Here is a 15,791-nt window from a genome sequence, read left to right on the forward strand (position 1 = left end):
GTACAGCCCCGAAGCTGACCCCGCATCAGGCACGGGTCGATGTCGTCCGTGTTGCACCGGCGAAAAATAGGGATGCCAATCTCCTTGACAGGGATGGTCAGTTGGCTTGATAAATGCAACTCATAAGAGGCCGGGGGCTTGGAGGAGGACACCACAGATGAGACCCCTACGGATAGGCGCCGGCACCGTCAAGGCGCTCGTGGCGGCAGTGGCCGTGTGTGCGGCGGCGCTGCCCGTTCAACCCGCTTACGCGGCCACGACGAACTTCTACGTCGACCCGGTCAACGGCAGCGACAGCAACTCGGGAACCAGCACCGCCTCGGCGTTCCGGACCGTCCAGGCGGCCCAGAACGCGGTCCGCGCAATCGACTCGAACATGTCCGACGACATCGTGGTGAACCTGCGCGGCGGCACCTACCCGCTGAGCGCCCCGATCACCTTCGGCACCGGCGACTCCGGCACCAACGGCCACACGGTCGTTTACCAGGCGTACAACGGCGAGACCCGGTGATCAGCGGCGGCCAGGCGATCACCGGCTGGACCGCGGCGAGCAACGGCGAGTACAAGGCGTCGATCGGGTCCCTCAACTTCCGGCAGCTGTACGTCAACGGGGTCCGCGCCACCCGCGCCCGCTACCCCGACGCCGGCACCGACTTCAACCTGCAGGGCAGCGACACCACCAACAAGCAGCTCAAGGTGCTCGCCTCGCAGACCTCGAACTGGGGAAACCTGAACCAGGTCGAGATGATGCTGGAGACGCAGTGGGGCGAGAGCTACCTGCGACTGAAGTCGATCAGCACCGCGGGCAGCACCGCCAACATCTCGATCCAGGACCACGAGGCGGGCATCCTGTTCCAGCGCCCGTGGCCGCAGCTCTCCGACAACTCGCCGTTCCACTTCGAGAACGCCCACGAGTTCCTCAACGAGCCGGGCGAGTTCTACGTCGACACGGCCGCGCAGACCGTCTACTACAAGCCCCGCCCCGGCGAGGACATGTCCAACGCCTCCGTGAAGGCGCCGACGGTCCAGACCCTCTTCAACGTCCAGGGCACCAGCCTCAACAGCCCCGCCCACGACCTGCGGTTCTCCGGGCTCACCTTCACCCGGACCACCTGGATGGAGGCCGGCAACAACGGCTACCTGAACGCCCAGGGCGGCAACTACAACCTCACGGCCAACACCTCCAACCAGCAGACCGTCGGTCGACCGCCGGCCGCCGTCCAGGTCCAGGACGCAGACAACATCTCCTTCACGGGCAACGTCTTCACGCAGCTCGGCTCCACCGCGCTCGACCTCTGGCACGGTGTCCACAACAGCAGCGCCATCGGCAACTACATCTACGACATCGCCGGCAACGGCATCATGGTCGGCAAGTTCTCCGACCCGACGGTGGAGTACCACTCGGTCTACAACCCGCCCACCACACCGGCCGGTGAGGACGCCCGGGAGGTGGTCAAGAACGTCTCCGTGAAGGACAACCTGATCACCCGGGTCGGCGAGGACTACCTCGGCACCGCGGGCATCAACGCGGGCTTCGTCAACAGCACCACCATCGACCACAACGACATCTCCGACACCCCGTGGGCGGGCATCTCGCTCGGCTGGGGCTGGCAGGCGGCGGCCAACGCCGAGGGCGGCAACAGCGTCAGCTACAACCGGATCGGCAACGTGATGAACCGGCTGTGCGACTCGGCCGGCATCTACCACCTGTCGAACGACCCCGGCACGGTCATCAACAACAACTACGTCCACGACGTGATTCGGACCGCGGCCACCTGCGCCTCGGCCGTCGCCGGCATCTACCTGGACGAGGGGTCGGACAACATGACCGTCTCGAACAACGTGCTGTCGAACCCCGACGTGTCCATCAACCAGAACCGCAACGGCACCAACGTCACGCTCACCAACAACGCCTCGTCCGGCGACACGGTGATCAAGGCCTCCGGCCTGGAGTCCGGCTACCAGTGGATGACACTGTGGCCGAACCTCGCCTGGAACAGGACCGCGACCTCCTCGTCGGTCTTCGGCACGGGCACCGAGGCCTCCAAGGCCGTCGACAACAACAGCTCGACCGGTTGGTCGCCGACCGGCACCGACACCTCGGCCTGGTGGCAGGTCGACCTCGGCCAGTCCTACCAGCTCGGCCAGTTCTCGCTGACCACCCGTCAGGACCTGGACCAGTCCTCGACCCGCGGCAACTTCGAGGTCCGGGGCTCCAACGACCCGAACTTCGGCAGCTACACCGTCCTGGGACGCCAGACCGGCACCCTGCCGTTCGCCTCGACGCTCACCGGTGACATCGACGTCCGCCAGGCCTTCCGCTACGTGCGGGTCGCCAAGACCGACGGCCAGTACTTCTTCATCACGGACTTCAGCGTCCAGCAGGCCGGCGGAGCGCAGGCTGCCGCAACCGGCGCCCCGAGCACCAACCCGTCGTCCTTCTACACCATCAAGAACGTCAACAGCGGTCAGGTGCTGGACGACTACAACTTCAACACCGCCGACGGCGCGAGCGTCAACCAGTGGCCGAGCACCGGCGGCAACAACCAGCAGTGGAGCATCACCCCGGTGAGCGGCCAGCTCGTCAAGATCGTGAACCGGTACAGCGGCAAGGCCCTCGAGATCCCGTGGAACAGCCACTGGCGGACGACCGCCGCGGACCAGTCCACCTACAGCGGCGGCAACAACCAGCTGTGGTACTTCGAGCCGACCAGCGGCGGCTACCTGCTTCGCAACTACGAGAGCCGGCAGGTCCTGGAGGTGACCGGCGCGTCGACCGCCAACGGTGCCACCACCGACCAGTCGAACGCCGTCAACCAGTCCCACCAGGCGTGGACCATCCAGTAGTGGCGTGACCCGACGCGGTGGGGCCGGAGAGCATCTGCTCTCCGGCCCCACCGTTTCGGTGCGTCAGTACAGCGGGGTGAGGACCAGGGCGAAGTCCGCGGGGCCGAGTTCCAGCCGGTGCTGGGGCAGGATGCCGGGGCCGCAGGAGGCGCTGCCCAGGCCCTGGACGGCGTGGTCGGTGTGCAGGTGGACCACCGGGCCGGGGGTCAGCACGGTGGGGTGGGCGGCCGCGGCGAGTTCACGGTCGGTCCAGCGGCGGGCGGCGAGCTGGAACGGCTGCTCGCCGGTCACCCGCAGGCCGCGGGCGGCGCCGTCGCCGATCTCGAACCACCGCACGTCGGCCCGGTTGCCGTTCTCCTGCGGGCGCACGTACGGGGTCTGCAACTGGTCGACCGTGGCACGGAAGCGGCCGATCCGGACGGCGTGGCGGGAGTCCGGGTAGGCCTCCCCCGGGCCGGCGCCGAACCACTCGACCTGCGCGCAGTCGGCGGGCAGCTGCCAGTCGAGGCCGATCCGGGCGACGGAGCGCGCGGCGTTCCGGCGGAGCAGCTCCCGGTACTCCTCGGGCGGCAGCTCGGCGTCGGCCATCGGCTCGGTGGGGTCCTCGGCCCGCTCGGGCCAGTGCCCGACCGGCTCGGTGTGCACGCGCAGGCGCAGGTCGTCGCCGCCGCTGGACCACTGATAGGTGGTCAGGTAGCCGCAGCCGACCGCGGCGGCGGCGCTGCGGACCACGACGATGAGCCCCCGGTCGTCGGCGGTGACGGACACCGTGCGGTGCCGCAGGCGGTCCAGGCCGCGGGCCTGCCAGTAGGCGGCGTCGTTGCTCGACCAGCCGCGGTCGTTGTCGGTGGGAGCCCGCCACAGGTTCAACCGTGGTCCCTGGAGCGGCAGTTCGCCGAGGCCGAGCAGGGTTCCGGTGGCAGGGTCGAAGCGGCCCGGACCGAGCAGGAGGTGCCCGTCCGCGGTGCGCGGCGCCACCGGCGTGCCCGCGGGGCGGCCGCGCTCAGGTGCCACAAGCGTGTCCGTTGCGGTGAGCGGGAGTTGGCCCCAGCCGACCGGGTGGCCGGCGGGCGCCCAGTCGGTGGCCTCGGCCAGCTCCGCCTGGACGGTGAGCCAGAGTTCGCCTGCGCCGTCGGCGGGCTCCGGCGCGGGCAGCGGGAGTTCGCCCCGCTCCCCCGCGGCCAGCTTCGGCGTCGGCAGCTCGCCCGCGGCCAGCTCGACGCCCTCGCGGGCCAGCGACCAGCTGAACCGCAGGTGGGTGAGGTCCAGCACCTCGTAGCGGTTCTCGACGGTCAGCGTGTCCGGCGTCGACCCGGGGCCGATCCGGACGGGCGCGATGGCCCTGGCGTACTCCAGCAGCCCGGGCGAGGGGGTGCGGTCGGGGAAGACCAGGCCGTCGCAGATGAAGTTGCCGTCGTGCAGGTCCTCGCCGAAGTCGCCGCCGTAGCCGAAGAACTCGCGTCCCTGGGCGTCGTGGGTGCGCAGGCCCTGGTCCGTCCACTCCCACACGAAGCCGCCCTGCAGCCGCGGGTGTTCGTCCCAGAGCCGCACGTACTCGGCCAGGGCGCCCGGTCCGTTGCCCATCGCGTGGGCGAACTCGGTCAGCAGGTAGGGCTTGCGGTTGCGCGGGTCGTCCGCGGGGTCGCCGGCGCCGGCCTGCGCCGGGTAGGAGATCTCGCCGGGGAGCAGCTGTCCGCGGCCGATCCGGGCGACCGCGGCGGGCGGGCGGTACATCTCGCCGTGCACGTCGGTGTACTCGCTGAGCCGGTCGCCCTCGTAGTGGATCGGCCGGGCGGGGTCGCGCCGGCGCACCAGGTCGGCCATGGCGCGCAGGTTGCGGCCGTCACCGGCCTCGTTGCCCAGCGACCAGAGGATGACGCTGGGGCGGTTCTTGTCGCGCTCCACGGTGCGCCGGGCGCGGTCCAGGTAGGCGTCGTGCCAGCGCGGATCGTCGGACGGGTTGCGCTGCCAGCGCTCGGCGTCGGCGTACTCGAAGCCGTGGGTCTCCAGGTCGCATTCGAGGACGACCCACAGGCCCAGCTCGTCGCACAGGTCGAGGAAGGCGGGGTGCGGCGGGTAGTGGGCGGTGCGGACGGCGTTGACGTGGTGACGCTTCATCAGTTCCACGTCGCGGCGCATGGTCTCCGCGGAGAGGGTGCGGCCGTGGTCGGGGTCGAACTCGTGCCGGTTGACCCCGCGCAGCACCACGCGGCGCCCGTTGACCCGGAGCACCCCGTCCTCGCCGACGGCCACCGTGCGGAACCCGACCCTGACCCGGACGCGTTCGCTCGCGGTGCTCAGCCAGGCCTCATACAGGTGCGGCTGCTCCGCGCTCCACGGCCGCACGGCGGGGAACTCGAAGGTCTCCTCGGCCGGCCGGCCGTCGATCCCGAGGTCGGGGACGCTGATCCGCACGGGCGCGTCCGCGTCGGTCTCCACCCGCAGCCGGCCCGCTCCGGTGGCCGCGTCGTAGTCGGCGTGGACGAACACGTCGCGGATCCCGCCCGCCGGGCGGGCCAGCAGGGACACGTCGCGGAAGATGCCGGACAGGCGCCAGGTGTCCTGGTCCTCCAGGTAGGTGCCGGCCGAGAACTGGTGCACCCGGACGGCCAGCACGTTGCGGCCGGGGCGCAGCGCCGCGGTCGCGTCGAACTCGGCGGGCAGCCGGCTGCCGTAGGTCACGCCGAGCTCGGTGCCGTTGAGCCAGATCCGGGCGCAGGAGTCCACGCCCTCGAAGCGCAGCACGGCGGGCAGGCCCGTCCAGGACTCCGGCAGGTCGAACGTGCGGCGGTAGTCGCCGGTCTCGTTCTCGTCCGGGACGAACGGCGGGTCGAGCGGGATCGGGTAGGCGACGTTGACGTAGATCGGTCGGCCGTGGCCGCGCAGCTGCCAGTGCGAGGGGACGGCGAGGGTGTCCCAGGACGCGTCGTCGAAGTGCGGGTCCTGGAAGCCGTCCGGCTCGGTGCGCAGGGTGGGTGAGAACCGGAACGCCCACGGGCCGTTGAGGTCGATCCGGGGGGCGTCGGAGTCCAGGACCGCGCGCGGCGCCAGCCCGCCGCGGCCGCCGGCGAAGTCCTCGAAGTAGCGTGCGGACATGCGGAGTCCTCCGTGCGCGATGGGGTGATGCGCGCGACCGTACTATCGAAGGCCCGTTGCGGGAAGAAGCGATCTGATCTTCCGTCAGCGGTTACCGCGTCGACCGCCCGGTCTGGTTCGATGATGGTTTTGTCCGTCATGTTCCGGAAGGAATCGGGTGCTGAGCTCGTCGTTCGCCGAGGTGTTGTCCGTCGTCCTGCTGGCCGTGGTGCTGGTCTGCGCGGTGGTGCGACCGTTCGGCTGGCCGGAGGCGGTGGTCGCGGTACCGGCCGCGGGCCTGGTCGTGGTGACGGGCGCCATCCCGTGGGCGGACGCGGCGCAGGAGGCCGCCCGGCTCGGCCCGGTGATCGGCTTCCTCGCCGCGGTGCTGGTGCTGGCGCAGCTGTGCGACGAGGAGGGCCTGTTCCACGCCTGCGGGGCGTGGATGGCCCGCAGTTCGGCGGGTCGGCCGCGGCGGCTGCTGGTGCAGGTGTTCGCGGTCGCCTCGGTGGTCACCGCGGTGCTCAGCCTGGACGCCACGGTGGTGCTGCTGACGCCGGTGGTGTTCGCCACCGCCGCGCGGCTGGGCGCCCGGCCGAAGCCGCACGTCTACGCCTGCACGCACCTGTCGAACACCGCGTCGCTGCTGCTTCCGGTCTCCAACCTGACCAACCTGCTGGCGTTCGCGGCCAGCGGCCTGGGCTTCGTCCGCTTCGCCGCGCTGATGGCGCTGCCGTGGGCGGTGGCGATCGGCGTCGAGTACGTGGTGTTCCGCCGTTACTTCGCGGCCGACCTGGACGCGGGCCCGGGCGCCGGGCACGGCGCGGAGGCGCCGCGGATGCCGCTGTTCGCGCTGCTGACCATCGCGGGCACGCTGGCCGGCTTCGTGGTCGCCTCGGCCGTCGGGATCGACCCGGCGTGGGCGGCGCTGGCGGGTGCCCTGGTGCTCGCGGTGCGCGCGCTGGCCCGGCGGCGCACCACGCCGGTGGCGATCGTGAAGGCGTCGAGCGTGCCGTTCCTGGCCTTCGTCCTGGCGTTGGGGATCGTGGTGCGCGCGGTGGTGGACAACGGCCTCGCCGGTGCGCTCGGCCACCTGGTGCCGACCGGCAGCGGCCTGGCGGCGCTGCTCGGGGTGGCCGCGCTGGCGGCGGTGCTGGCGAACGTGATCAACAACCTGCCGGCCACCCTGGTCCTGCTCCCGCTGGCGGCGCCGACCGGTCCGGGCGCGGTCCTCGCGGTGCTGCTGGGGGTGAACATCGGCCCGAACCTGACGTACGCCGGGTCGCTCGCCACCCTGCTGTGGCGGCGCATCGTGCACGCCCACGACGCCGAGGTCGGCCTCGGGGAGTTCACCCGGCTCGGGCTGCTGACCGTGCCTGCTTCCCTGGCCGCGGCGGTGGTGGCACTCTGGGGGTCGCTGCACGTGTTCGGAGGGTGACCGCCATGGCCGTGATCGTGTGGATCGCCGAGGGGACCTGGCCGGCCTGCGTGGACGCCGCGCGGGCCCACGCCCCGGCCGACGCGGAGGTCGTCCTGCTGTACGTCGCGGCCGCCGCGGTCCCCGCCGCCGCCCACGGTGCGTTCGCCGGACTGCTCGGCCGCGGCCACCCCGACCCGCGGGGCCCCGCCGAGGGCTGGGGCGCCGATCCGGGGACCCGGGTGGAGCAGCTCGCGAGCGCCGGCGGCGAGGAGCTGCTCCGGGCCGCCGCCGAACGCCTGGGCCGGGCCTGCACGCAGGTACTGCGCGAGGGCAGGGTGGAGCGCGAGGTGGTCGCCGCGGCCGAGGGCGCCGAGCTGCTGCTGCTCGCCCGCGACGGCTCCCGCTCCCACCGCGGCCCGCACAGCCTCGGCCCGGCCGGCCGCTACGTGGTGGACCACGCCCCGTGTCCCGTCCTGCTGGTCTGGCCCTGACCGCGGACCCGTCGTGACTACTCCTGCTTCTCGCCGGAGGCGAAGCGGGAGATGATCAGCGCGACGATGATGATCGCGCCGTTGAGGCACTGGTTCCACAGCGGCGGCACCCCGGCCAGGGTCATCACGTTGAGCACCAGTTGGAGCGTCAGGACGCCGGTGAGGGCGCCGAACAGGGTGCCGCGGCCGCCGTTGAGGCTGACGCCGCCGATGACGGTGGCGGCGAAGACCTGGAAGATCCAGCCGTTGCCCTGGTCGGCGGAGATCGAGCCGTAGTGGCCGGTGTAGAGGATGCCGGCGAAGGCGGCCAGCAGGCTGCCGAGGATCAGCACGGTCCAGGTGATCCGGTCGACCCGGATGCCGGCGGCGCGGGCGGCCTCGGCGTTGCCGCCGATGGCGTACAGCGCGCGGCCGTGGCGCAGCCAGGCGAGCGCGCAGCCGCCGGCCGCGAACAGCAGGGCGCAGATCCAGATCGCGGCGGGCACGCCGAACCAGCTCGCGCTGCCCAGGTAGGTGAAGGACGACGGCAGGTTGATGATCGACTGGCCCTGCGAGATGCCGATCTGGAGGCCGCGCAGCAGGGTGAGCGCGCCGAGCGTGACGATGAAGCCGTTGAGCCGCAGCTTGAGGATCAGGAAGCCGTTGACGGCGCCGATCGCCGCGCCGACGGCCAGGCACAGCGGGATGACCGTCCAGGCGGGGAACAGGCCGAGGCCGTTGAAGCGGGCGCCGTGGTCGGGGAGCACCAGCCACACCGCGATGACGGGGGCGACGCCGATGGTGGACTCCAGCGAGAGGTCCATCCGGCCGGCGATCAGGATCAGCGCCTCGGCGAGCACGAGCACGCTGAGCTCGGTGGCCGACTGGCCGACGCCGAGCAGGTTGGCGGAGGTCAGGAACGCCGGCGAGACGGCGAAGCCGATGACGCAGAGGACCAGCAGGACCGGGACCAGGGACAGGTCGCGGTAGCGGGCCAGTTCGAGGCGGCGGCCTGCGGGGGCGGCGGTGGCCGGGCGCGGGCGGGCCTCAGTGGTGGGGCTCATCGGGTTTCCTCCGGGTCGTTCGGGCCGGCCATGCCCTCCATGGCGGCGACCAGTTGTTCGTCGCTCCAGCCGGGTGCGAATTCGGCGACCACCCGGCCGTGGAACATGGCCAGGACGCGGTCGCAGACCCGCAGGTCGTCGAGTTCGTCGGACACGATCAGGGCGCTGCGGCCGCGGTCGGCGACCTGGCGGATCGTGCCGAGCAGGGATTCCTTGGACTTGATGTCCACGCCGTTGGTGGGCCGGATGGCGACCAGGACGTGCGGCTCCGCGGCGAGCGCGCGGGCGATGACGACCTTCTGCTGGTTGCCGCCGGACAGTGCGGAGACCGCGGTGCCGGGGCCGGGGGTCTTGATGTCGAGTTCGCCGATCATGCGCTCGGCGAACTCCCGGGTGCGCGAGGGCAGGACGGTGCCGAACGGGCCGAGCTGGTCGGTGACGGTCAGGGTGGCGTTCTCGGCGACGCTGCGCTGCGGGACGAGGCCCTGCAGGTGGCGGTCCTCGGGGACGAAGCCGATGCCGGCGGCGAGCGCGGCGGGCACCCTGCCCGTGCGGACGGGCTGGCCGGCGACGGTGACGGTGCCGTCGGCGGGCTTGAGCAGACCGGCCAGGGTCTCGCCGAGCTGCACGTTGCCGCTGGCGGCGGAGCCGGCCAGGCCGACCACCTCGCCGGGGCGGGCGCTCAGCGACACGTCCTGGTAGCTGCCCTTGAGGCTCAGCCCGGCGACCTCCAGCAGCGGCGCACCGTCGCCGACGGTCCGGCCGGTGACCGACCAGGAGGGCTCGGTGCCCTTGGAGCGCTCGCCGGTCATCGCCTCGACCAGCGCCTGCTGGTCGAGTTCGGCGACCGGAGCGGTGACGATGTGCCGCGCGTCGCGGTAGACGGTGACGGTGCGGCAGAGGTCGTAGACCTCCTGCAGGTGGTGCGAGATGAACAGGAAGGCGACGCCCTGCGCCTGGAGTTCGCGCAGCTTGTCGAAGAGCCGCTCGATGCCGCGGGCGTCGAGTTTGGCGGTCGGCTCGTCGAGGATGATGAAGCGGGCGCCGAAGGACAGCGCCCGGGCGATCTCCACGAACTGGCGCTGCTCGACGCCGAGGTCCTCGGCGCGGGCGGTGGGGTCGACGTCCACGCCGTACTCGCCGAGCAGCTCGCTCGCCCTGGTGCGCAGCTGCTTCCAGCTGATCGGGCGCAGCGGGCCCTGGGACTGCCGGTTCAGGAACAGGTTCTCGGCGACGGTGAGCGCCGGGATGATGGTGGAGCGCTGGTAGACGCAGGCGACCTTGGACCGCCAGGCGTCGGTGTCCCCCGGGGCGGGGGCGGGTTCGCCGTCGAACCGCAGGGTGCCGGTGTCGGCCGGCTGAAGGCCCGTCAGGATCGAGACGAGCGTGGACTTGCCCGCGCCGTTGCGCCCGACCAGGGCGTGCGATTCGCCGGGGGCGACCGAGATGCGGGCGTCGCTGAGGGCGACGGTGGCGCCGAAGCGCTTGGAGATCCCGTCGGCCTCGACGACGGGGCCCCGGACGGGGCTGGGGTCCGCCATGGCGGGGAGTCCTTTCGGAACCGGCCCGGTGCCGCGGCCGGCGCCGGCCGGCCGCGGCACCGGGTGCTGACGGGTCGTCACTTGCTGATGTTGTTGCCCCACAGGGCCTTGTCGTCGACGTTGTCCTTGGTCACCAGCGGGGCGGACAGCTGGTCCTCCAGGCCGTTGGGCAGCTGGATGATGGTGGACTGGTGGTCGGTGGCGCCGGGCTGGAAGGTCTTGCCGTCGGCGGCGGCCTGCGCGTAGAACAGCGCGTACTTGGCGTACAGGTCGGCGGGCTGGGAGACGGTGGCGTCGATGTCGCCCTTGCGGATGGCGTCGAACTCCTGCGGGATGCCGTCGTTGGAGATGATGGCGATGTGGCCGGGCTGCCCGGCGGGCTTGAGCAGGCCCTTCTGCTGGAGCAGCGCGAGGGTCGGCTGCAGGAAGACGCCGCCGGCCTGCATGTAGATGCCGCCGAGGTCGGGGTTGGCGGCCAGCGTGGTCTGGAGCTTGGCGGAGGCGACGTCGCCCTTCCAGTCGGTGGCCAGCTCGATCACCTGGATGCCGGGGAACTGCTCCTTCATGCAGGCGGCGAAGGCCTCGGAGCGGTCGCGGCCGTTGATGGAGCTCAGCGCGCCCTGGAGTTCGGCGACCTTGCCCTTGCCGCCGAGCTGCTTGCCGAGGAACTCGCAGGCCTTGGTGCCGTACGCACGGTTGTCGGCGCGGACCACCATGTAGACGTTGCCCTTGTCGGGGCGGGTGTCGACGCTGACCACCGGGATCTTCTTCGCGGACAGCGCGTCCAGCGTGGAGGCGATCGCGCCGGTGTCCTGCGGGGCCATCACCACGGCCTTGGCGCCGGTGTTCTGGAACACCTGGACGTTGGCGACCAGCTTGGTCACGTCGTTCTGCGAGTTGCTGATCGGCAGCGTGTTCGTGCCCGCGGCGGCGGTGTCCTGCTTGATGTACTGCGCGTAGGAGTTCCAGAAGTCGGAGTCCGCCCGGGGCAGGTCGATGCCGATGGCCGGCTTGCCGGACGCGGACCCGCCGGAGTCGCTGCCGCGGTTGCAGGCCGTGGCGAACCCGGCCATGAGGACCACGGCAGCGGCGGTCGCCGCGATTCTGGAGGAGCGAGGCTTCATGGTGCTGGTCTCCTTGGCTGGGCCAACTTCGGGGAAGTCATCGGATGGCTTGCGGTGCGGAGGACTTTACGAGTCCGCAATCCCCCTGACAAGAGAAGAGCTCGGATGAATTCCGGGTCGTTACTCCCGCGTGTCCGTCCGCCCGGCCCGGCCCCGCCAAGGCCCGCCCCGACCTGCACACATCGACGGGTCACGGCTCCGACCAGCCGCAAACATCGGAGGACTTCTTGCACCGGGCCGCCCTTCGCCGTATGGTCAGCACACCGCTGATTCATCCGATGAGTTTGGGAGCCCGTCATGAAGCTGCTTCGAGTTGGCGAACCGGGCGCGGAGGCGCCCGTCGTCCGTGACCAGGACGGAAGCGCGTACGCCCTCAGCGGCCTGACCGACGACCTGGACGGGGCGTTCCTCGCCTCCGGCGGGATCGACCGGGTCCGGGCGGCGCTGGCGGAGGGCTCGCTGCCGAGCGTGGACGTGGCGGGCCTGCGCGTCGGTGCGCCGGTGGCCCGGCCCGGCAAGGTGGTCTGCATCGGCCTCAACTACCGCGACCACGCGGCGGAGACCGGGGCGGCCGTCCCCGAGCGGCCGGTGGTCTTCATGAAGGACCCCTCCACCGTGGTCGGCCCGTACGACCAGGTGCTGATCCCCCGGAACTCGGTGAAGACCGACTGGGAGGTCGAACTCGCCGTCGTCATCGGGCGCGAGGCCCGCTACCTGGAGAGCCCGGCCGAGGCCGCCGCGTGCATCGCCGGCTACACGATCAGCAACGACGTCTCCGAGCGCGAGTTCCAGATCGAGTACTCCAGCCAGTGGGACCTCGGCAAGTCCTGCGAGACCTTCAACCCGCTCGGCCCCTGGCTGGTCACCCCGGACGAGGCCGGCGACCCGCAGGCACTCGGCCTGCACCTGGCCGTCAACGGCGAGGTCCGGCAGGACGGCACCACCAAGAACATGATCTTCGACGTCGCGTACCTGGTCTGGTACCTGAGCCAGTACCTGGTGCTGCGCCCCGGCGACGTCGTCAACACCGGCACCCCGGCCGGCGTGGCCCTCGGCCTGCCCGGCACGCCCTACCTGCGCGAGGGCGACACCGTCGAGCTGTCCATCGACGGACTCGGCACCCAGCGCCAGACCTTCCGGAACGCGTGAAAGGCACTCACTTGTCCACCACCGTCGCGCGAATCACCGCCGTCGACACCTACGACGTCCGGTTCCCCACCTCGCGGGAGCTGGACGGGTCCGACGCGATGAACCCGGACCCCGACTACTCGGCCGCCTACGTCGTGCTGCGCTCCTCGGACAACGGCCACGAGGGCCACGGCTTCACCTTCACCATCGGCCGCGGCAACGACGTCCAGGTCGCCGCGATCGACGCGCTCGCCCCGCACGTCCTCGGGCGCCCCGTCGCCGAGCTGTGCGCCGACCCCGGCTCGCTCTACCGCGACCTGATCGGCGACAGCCAGCTGCGCTGGCTCGGCCCCGAGAAGGGCGTGATGCACATGGCCATCGGCGCCGTGGTCAACGCCGTCTGGGACCTCGCCGCCAAGCGCGAGGGCAAGCCGCTGTGGCAGCTGCTCGCCGACGCCGACCCGGCGTGGCTGGTCTCCCAGGTCGACTTCCGCTACATCGCCGACGCGCTCACCCCCGACGAGGCCCTCGAACTCCTCACCAAGGGCAAGCAGGGCCACGCCGAGCGCACCGCCCACCTGCTGCGCACCGGCTACCCCGCCTACACCACCTCCCCGGGCTGGCTCGGCTACTCCGACGAGAAGCTCACCCGCCTCGCCCAGCAGGCCGTCGCCGACGGCTTCACCCAGATCAAGCTGAAGGTCGGCGCCGACCTCGACGACGACATCCGCCGCTGCCGCGCCGCCCGCGCCGCCGTCGGCCCGGACATCCGGATGGCCATCGACGCCAACCAGCGCTGGAACGTCGGCGAGGCCATCGAGTGGACCAACGCGCTCGCCGAGTTCGACCCGTACTGGATCGAGGAGCCCACCAGCCCCGACGACGTCCTCGGCCACGCGTCCGTGCGCCGCGGCGTCCACCCGGTCAAGGTCGCCACCGGCGAGCACGTGCAGAACCGCATCATCTTCAAGCAGCTGCTCCAGGCCGGCGCGATCGACGTCCTCCAGCTGGACTCCGCCCGGGTCGGCGGCGTCAACGAGAACCTGGCCATCCTGCTGCTCGCCGCGAAGTTCGGCGTCCCCGTCTGCCCGCACGCCGGCGGCGTGGGCCTGTGCGAACTGGTCCAGCACCTGTCGATGTTCGACTACGTGGCGCTGACCGGCACCACCGAGGACCGCGTCATCGAGTTCGTCGACCACCTGCACGAGCACTTCCTCGACCCGGTGGTCATCGAGGCGGGCCACTACCGGGCCCCGACCACGCCGGGCTTCTCGGCGGCCATGCACCAGGCGTCGCTGGACACCTACCGCTACCCGACCGGCGGCTTCTGGCGGGCCGAGCTGGAGCAGGAGACCCGGGCATGAGCGGTGACCTCGCCGGGCTCAAGGCCCTGGTCACCGGCGGCGCCTCCGGCATCGGCCTCGCCACCGCGCGGCTGCTCGCCGAGCGGGGCGCCGAGGTGGCCGTCCTCGACCTCGACCCGTCCCCGGTGCAGGCACCGCTGCTCGGCTTCACCGCCGACGTGTCCGACGACGCCTCGGTCCGCGCCGCCGTCGAGGCGGCCGCCGAGGCACTCGGCGGGATCGACATCCTGGTCAACAACGCCGGGATCGGCGCGGTCGGCACCGTGGCGGACAACCCCGACGAGCAGTGGCACCGCGTGCTGGACGTCAACGTGCTCGGCCTGGTCCGCACCACCCGCGCCGCCCTGCCGTACCTGCGCGACTCCGCCCACGCGGCGGTGGTCAACACCTGCTCGATCGCCGCCACCGCCGGGCTGCCGCAGCGGGCCCTGTACTCGGCCAGCAAGGGCGCCGTCCTGTCGCTGACCCTGGCCATGGCCGCCGACCACGTCCGCGAGGGCATCCGGGTCAACTGCGTCAACCCCGGCACCGTCGACACCCCGTGGGTCGGCCGGCTGCTCGACTCCGCCGCCGACCCGGCGGGCGAACGCGCCGCCCTGAACGCCCGTCAGCCCACCGGCCGGCTGGTCCGCGCCGAGGAGGTGGCTGCCGCCGTCGCCTACCTCGCCTCACCCGCGGCCGGCTCCACCACCGGCACCTCCCTCGCGGTGGACGGCGGCATGGCCGGCCTGCGCCTGCGGCCGGTGCCGACCTCATGACGCCGCGTCAGCTACCGCTCGGGCGCAGCGCGGTGACGGTCAGTGAACTGGCCTTCGGCGCGGCGGCGATCGGCAACCTGTTCACCGCGGTGAGCGACGCCGAGGCCGAGCGGGCCGTCACCGCCGCCTGGGAGGCCGGGGTCCGGTACTTCGACACCGCCCCGCACTACGGCCTCGGGCTGTCCGAGCGCCGCCTCGGCGCGGCGCTGCGCGGCCTGCCCCGGGACGCGTACGTGCTGTCCACCAAGGTCGGCCGGCTGCTCGACCCGCTGCCGGCCGCCGCCGGCGACGACCTCGCCGACGGCTTCGCCGTCCCGGCGACGCACCGCCGCCGCTGGGACTTCAGCGCCGAGGGCGTCCGGCAGTCGATCGAGGAGAGCCTGAACCGGCTCGACCTGGACCGGATCGACGTGGTCTTCCTGCACGACCCCGACGACCACGCCGACCAGGCGATCGACGAGGCCTACCCGGAGCTGGAGCGGCTGCGCGCCGAGGGCGTGATCGGGGCGATCGGCGCCGGGATGAACCAGTCCGGACTGCTCGCCCGCTTCGTCCGCGAGACCGACGTCGACACCGTCCTGCTGGCCGGCCGCTACACCCTGCTCGACCAGGGCGGGCTCGCCGAACTGCTGCCGCTCGCCCACGAGCGGGGCGTCGGCGTCGTCGTCGGCGGCGTGTTCAACTCCGGCCTGCTGGCCGATCCGCGCCCCGGCGCCACCTTCGACTACGCCTCCGCCCCCACCGAGGTACTCGAGCGCGCCCTCGCCCTCAAGGCCGTCTGCGAACGCCACGGCGTCCCGCTGCGCGCCGCCGCGCTGCACTTCCCGTTCGGGCACCCGGCCGTCGCGTCCGTCCTGGTCGGCACCCGCAGCGCCGCCGAGGTCCGCGACGCCGCGGCCGCGCTCGACCGCCCGGTGCCCGCCGCGCTGTGGGCCGAGCTCCGCGAACGCGGGCTGCTCCCCGCGCACGTCCCCGTCCCCGCCGCCTGAGCCGCGGCCCC

The 15,791-nt window shown here is 72.1% G+C and carries 12 protein-coding genes; 8 read left to right on the top strand and 4 right to left on the bottom strand.

Features of this window, described 5'->3' with window-relative positions:
* Positions 1 to 157: 157 nt before the first annotated feature.
* Both ACWD4U_RS30390 and ACWD4U_RS30395 read left to right on the top strand, forming a co-directional pair.
* Positions 158 to 511 (top strand): hypothetical protein, encoded by a 354-nt coding sequence (locus tag ACWD4U_RS30390; RefSeq protein ID WP_363459820.1) that lies wholly within the window; start codon positions 158 to 160, stop codon positions 509 to 511.
* Positions 508 to 2,847, top strand: a complete 2,340-nt coding sequence (locus ACWD4U_RS30395) for an RICIN domain-containing protein (RefSeq protein WP_363459821.1) — start codon at positions 508 to 510, stop codon at positions 2,845 to 2,847. The genes ACWD4U_RS30390 and ACWD4U_RS30395 overlap by 4 nt, the downstream gene beginning before the upstream one ends.
* Positions 2,848 to 2,910: 63 nt before the next feature.
* Here ACWD4U_RS30395 and ACWD4U_RS30400 read toward each other — a convergent pair whose 3' ends face one another.
* Complete coding sequence (locus ACWD4U_RS30400) at positions 2,911 to 5,943, bottom strand: glycoside hydrolase family 2 TIM barrel-domain containing protein (protein ID WP_363459822.1); 3,033 nt, start codon at positions 5,941 to 5,943, stop codon at positions 2,911 to 2,913.
* Between the two features lie 160 nt (positions 5,944 to 6,103).
* Between ACWD4U_RS30400 and ACWD4U_RS30405 the strand changes: the two genes are divergently transcribed.
* Both ACWD4U_RS30405 and ACWD4U_RS30410 read left to right on the top strand, forming a co-directional pair.
* A complete protein-coding gene (locus tag ACWD4U_RS30405) occupies positions 6,104 to 7,360 on the top strand; it encodes an arsenic transporter (RefSeq protein ID WP_363459846.1) in 1,257 nt (418 codons plus the stop codon).
* A 5-nt stretch (positions 7,361 to 7,365) separates the two neighbouring features.
* The gene (locus ACWD4U_RS30410) at positions 7,366 to 7,833 is read left to right on the top strand and encodes a universal stress protein (protein ID WP_363459823.1); all 468 of its coding nucleotides are present in this window, start codon (positions 7,366 to 7,368) and stop codon (positions 7,831 to 7,833) included.
* Positions 7,834 to 7,850: 17 nt separating this feature from the next.
* On the opposite strand, the gene ACWD4U_RS30415 is transcribed toward ACWD4U_RS30410, so the two are convergent.
* The 3 genes from ACWD4U_RS30415 to ACWD4U_RS30425 form a co-directional block, all read right to left on the bottom strand.
* Positions 7,851 to 8,876, bottom strand: coding sequence for an ABC transporter permease (locus ACWD4U_RS30415; protein ID WP_363459824.1), 1,026 nt, complete (start codon positions 8,874 to 8,876; stop codon positions 7,851 to 7,853).
* Entirely contained in the window at positions 8,873 to 10,417 is a 1,545-nt protein-coding gene (locus ACWD4U_RS30420) for a sugar ABC transporter ATP-binding protein (protein ID WP_363459825.1), read from the bottom strand. The genes ACWD4U_RS30415 and ACWD4U_RS30420 overlap by 4 nt, the downstream gene beginning before the upstream one ends.
* A 77-nt stretch (positions 10,418 to 10,494) precedes the next feature.
* On the bottom strand, positions 10,495 to 11,541 hold the full coding sequence (locus tag ACWD4U_RS30425) for a sugar ABC transporter substrate-binding protein (protein ID WP_363459826.1): 1,047 nt from the start codon (positions 11,539 to 11,541) through the stop codon (positions 10,495 to 10,497).
* A gap of 297 nt (positions 11,542 to 11,838) precedes the next feature.
* Here ACWD4U_RS30425 and ACWD4U_RS30430 point away from each other — a divergent pair, with 297 nt between their 5' ends.
* From ACWD4U_RS30430 to ACWD4U_RS30445, 4 genes are read left to right on the top strand one after another with little or no spacing between them, the layout of a single operon-like run.
* The gene (locus ACWD4U_RS30430) at positions 11,839 to 12,690 is read left to right on the top strand and encodes a fumarylacetoacetate hydrolase family protein (RefSeq protein WP_363459827.1); all 852 of its coding nucleotides are present in this window, start codon (positions 11,839 to 11,841) and stop codon (positions 12,688 to 12,690) included.
* An 11-nt stretch (positions 12,691 to 12,701) separates the two neighbouring features.
* Positions 12,702 to 14,033 carry an L-fuconate dehydratase gene (locus ACWD4U_RS30435; protein WP_363459828.1) on the top strand — a complete coding sequence of 444 codons (1,332 nt, stop codon included), beginning with the start codon at positions 12,702 to 12,704 and terminating at the stop codon, positions 14,031 to 14,033.
* The gene (locus ACWD4U_RS30440) at positions 14,030 to 14,791 is read left to right on the top strand and encodes an SDR family NAD(P)-dependent oxidoreductase (RefSeq protein WP_363459829.1); all 762 of its coding nucleotides are present in this window, start codon (positions 14,030 to 14,032) and stop codon (positions 14,789 to 14,791) included. Before ACWD4U_RS30435 ends, ACWD4U_RS30440 begins: the two co-directional genes overlap by 4 nt.
* Positions 14,788 to 15,780, top strand: coding sequence for an aldo/keto reductase (locus tag ACWD4U_RS30445; protein ID WP_363459830.1), 993 nt, complete (start codon positions 14,788 to 14,790; stop codon positions 15,778 to 15,780). Before ACWD4U_RS30440 ends, ACWD4U_RS30445 begins: the two co-directional genes overlap by 4 nt.
* Positions 15,781 to 15,791 lie beyond the last annotated feature (11 nt).

The sequence above is a fragment of the Kitasatospora sp. NPDC002522 genome, assembly GCF_053595195.1.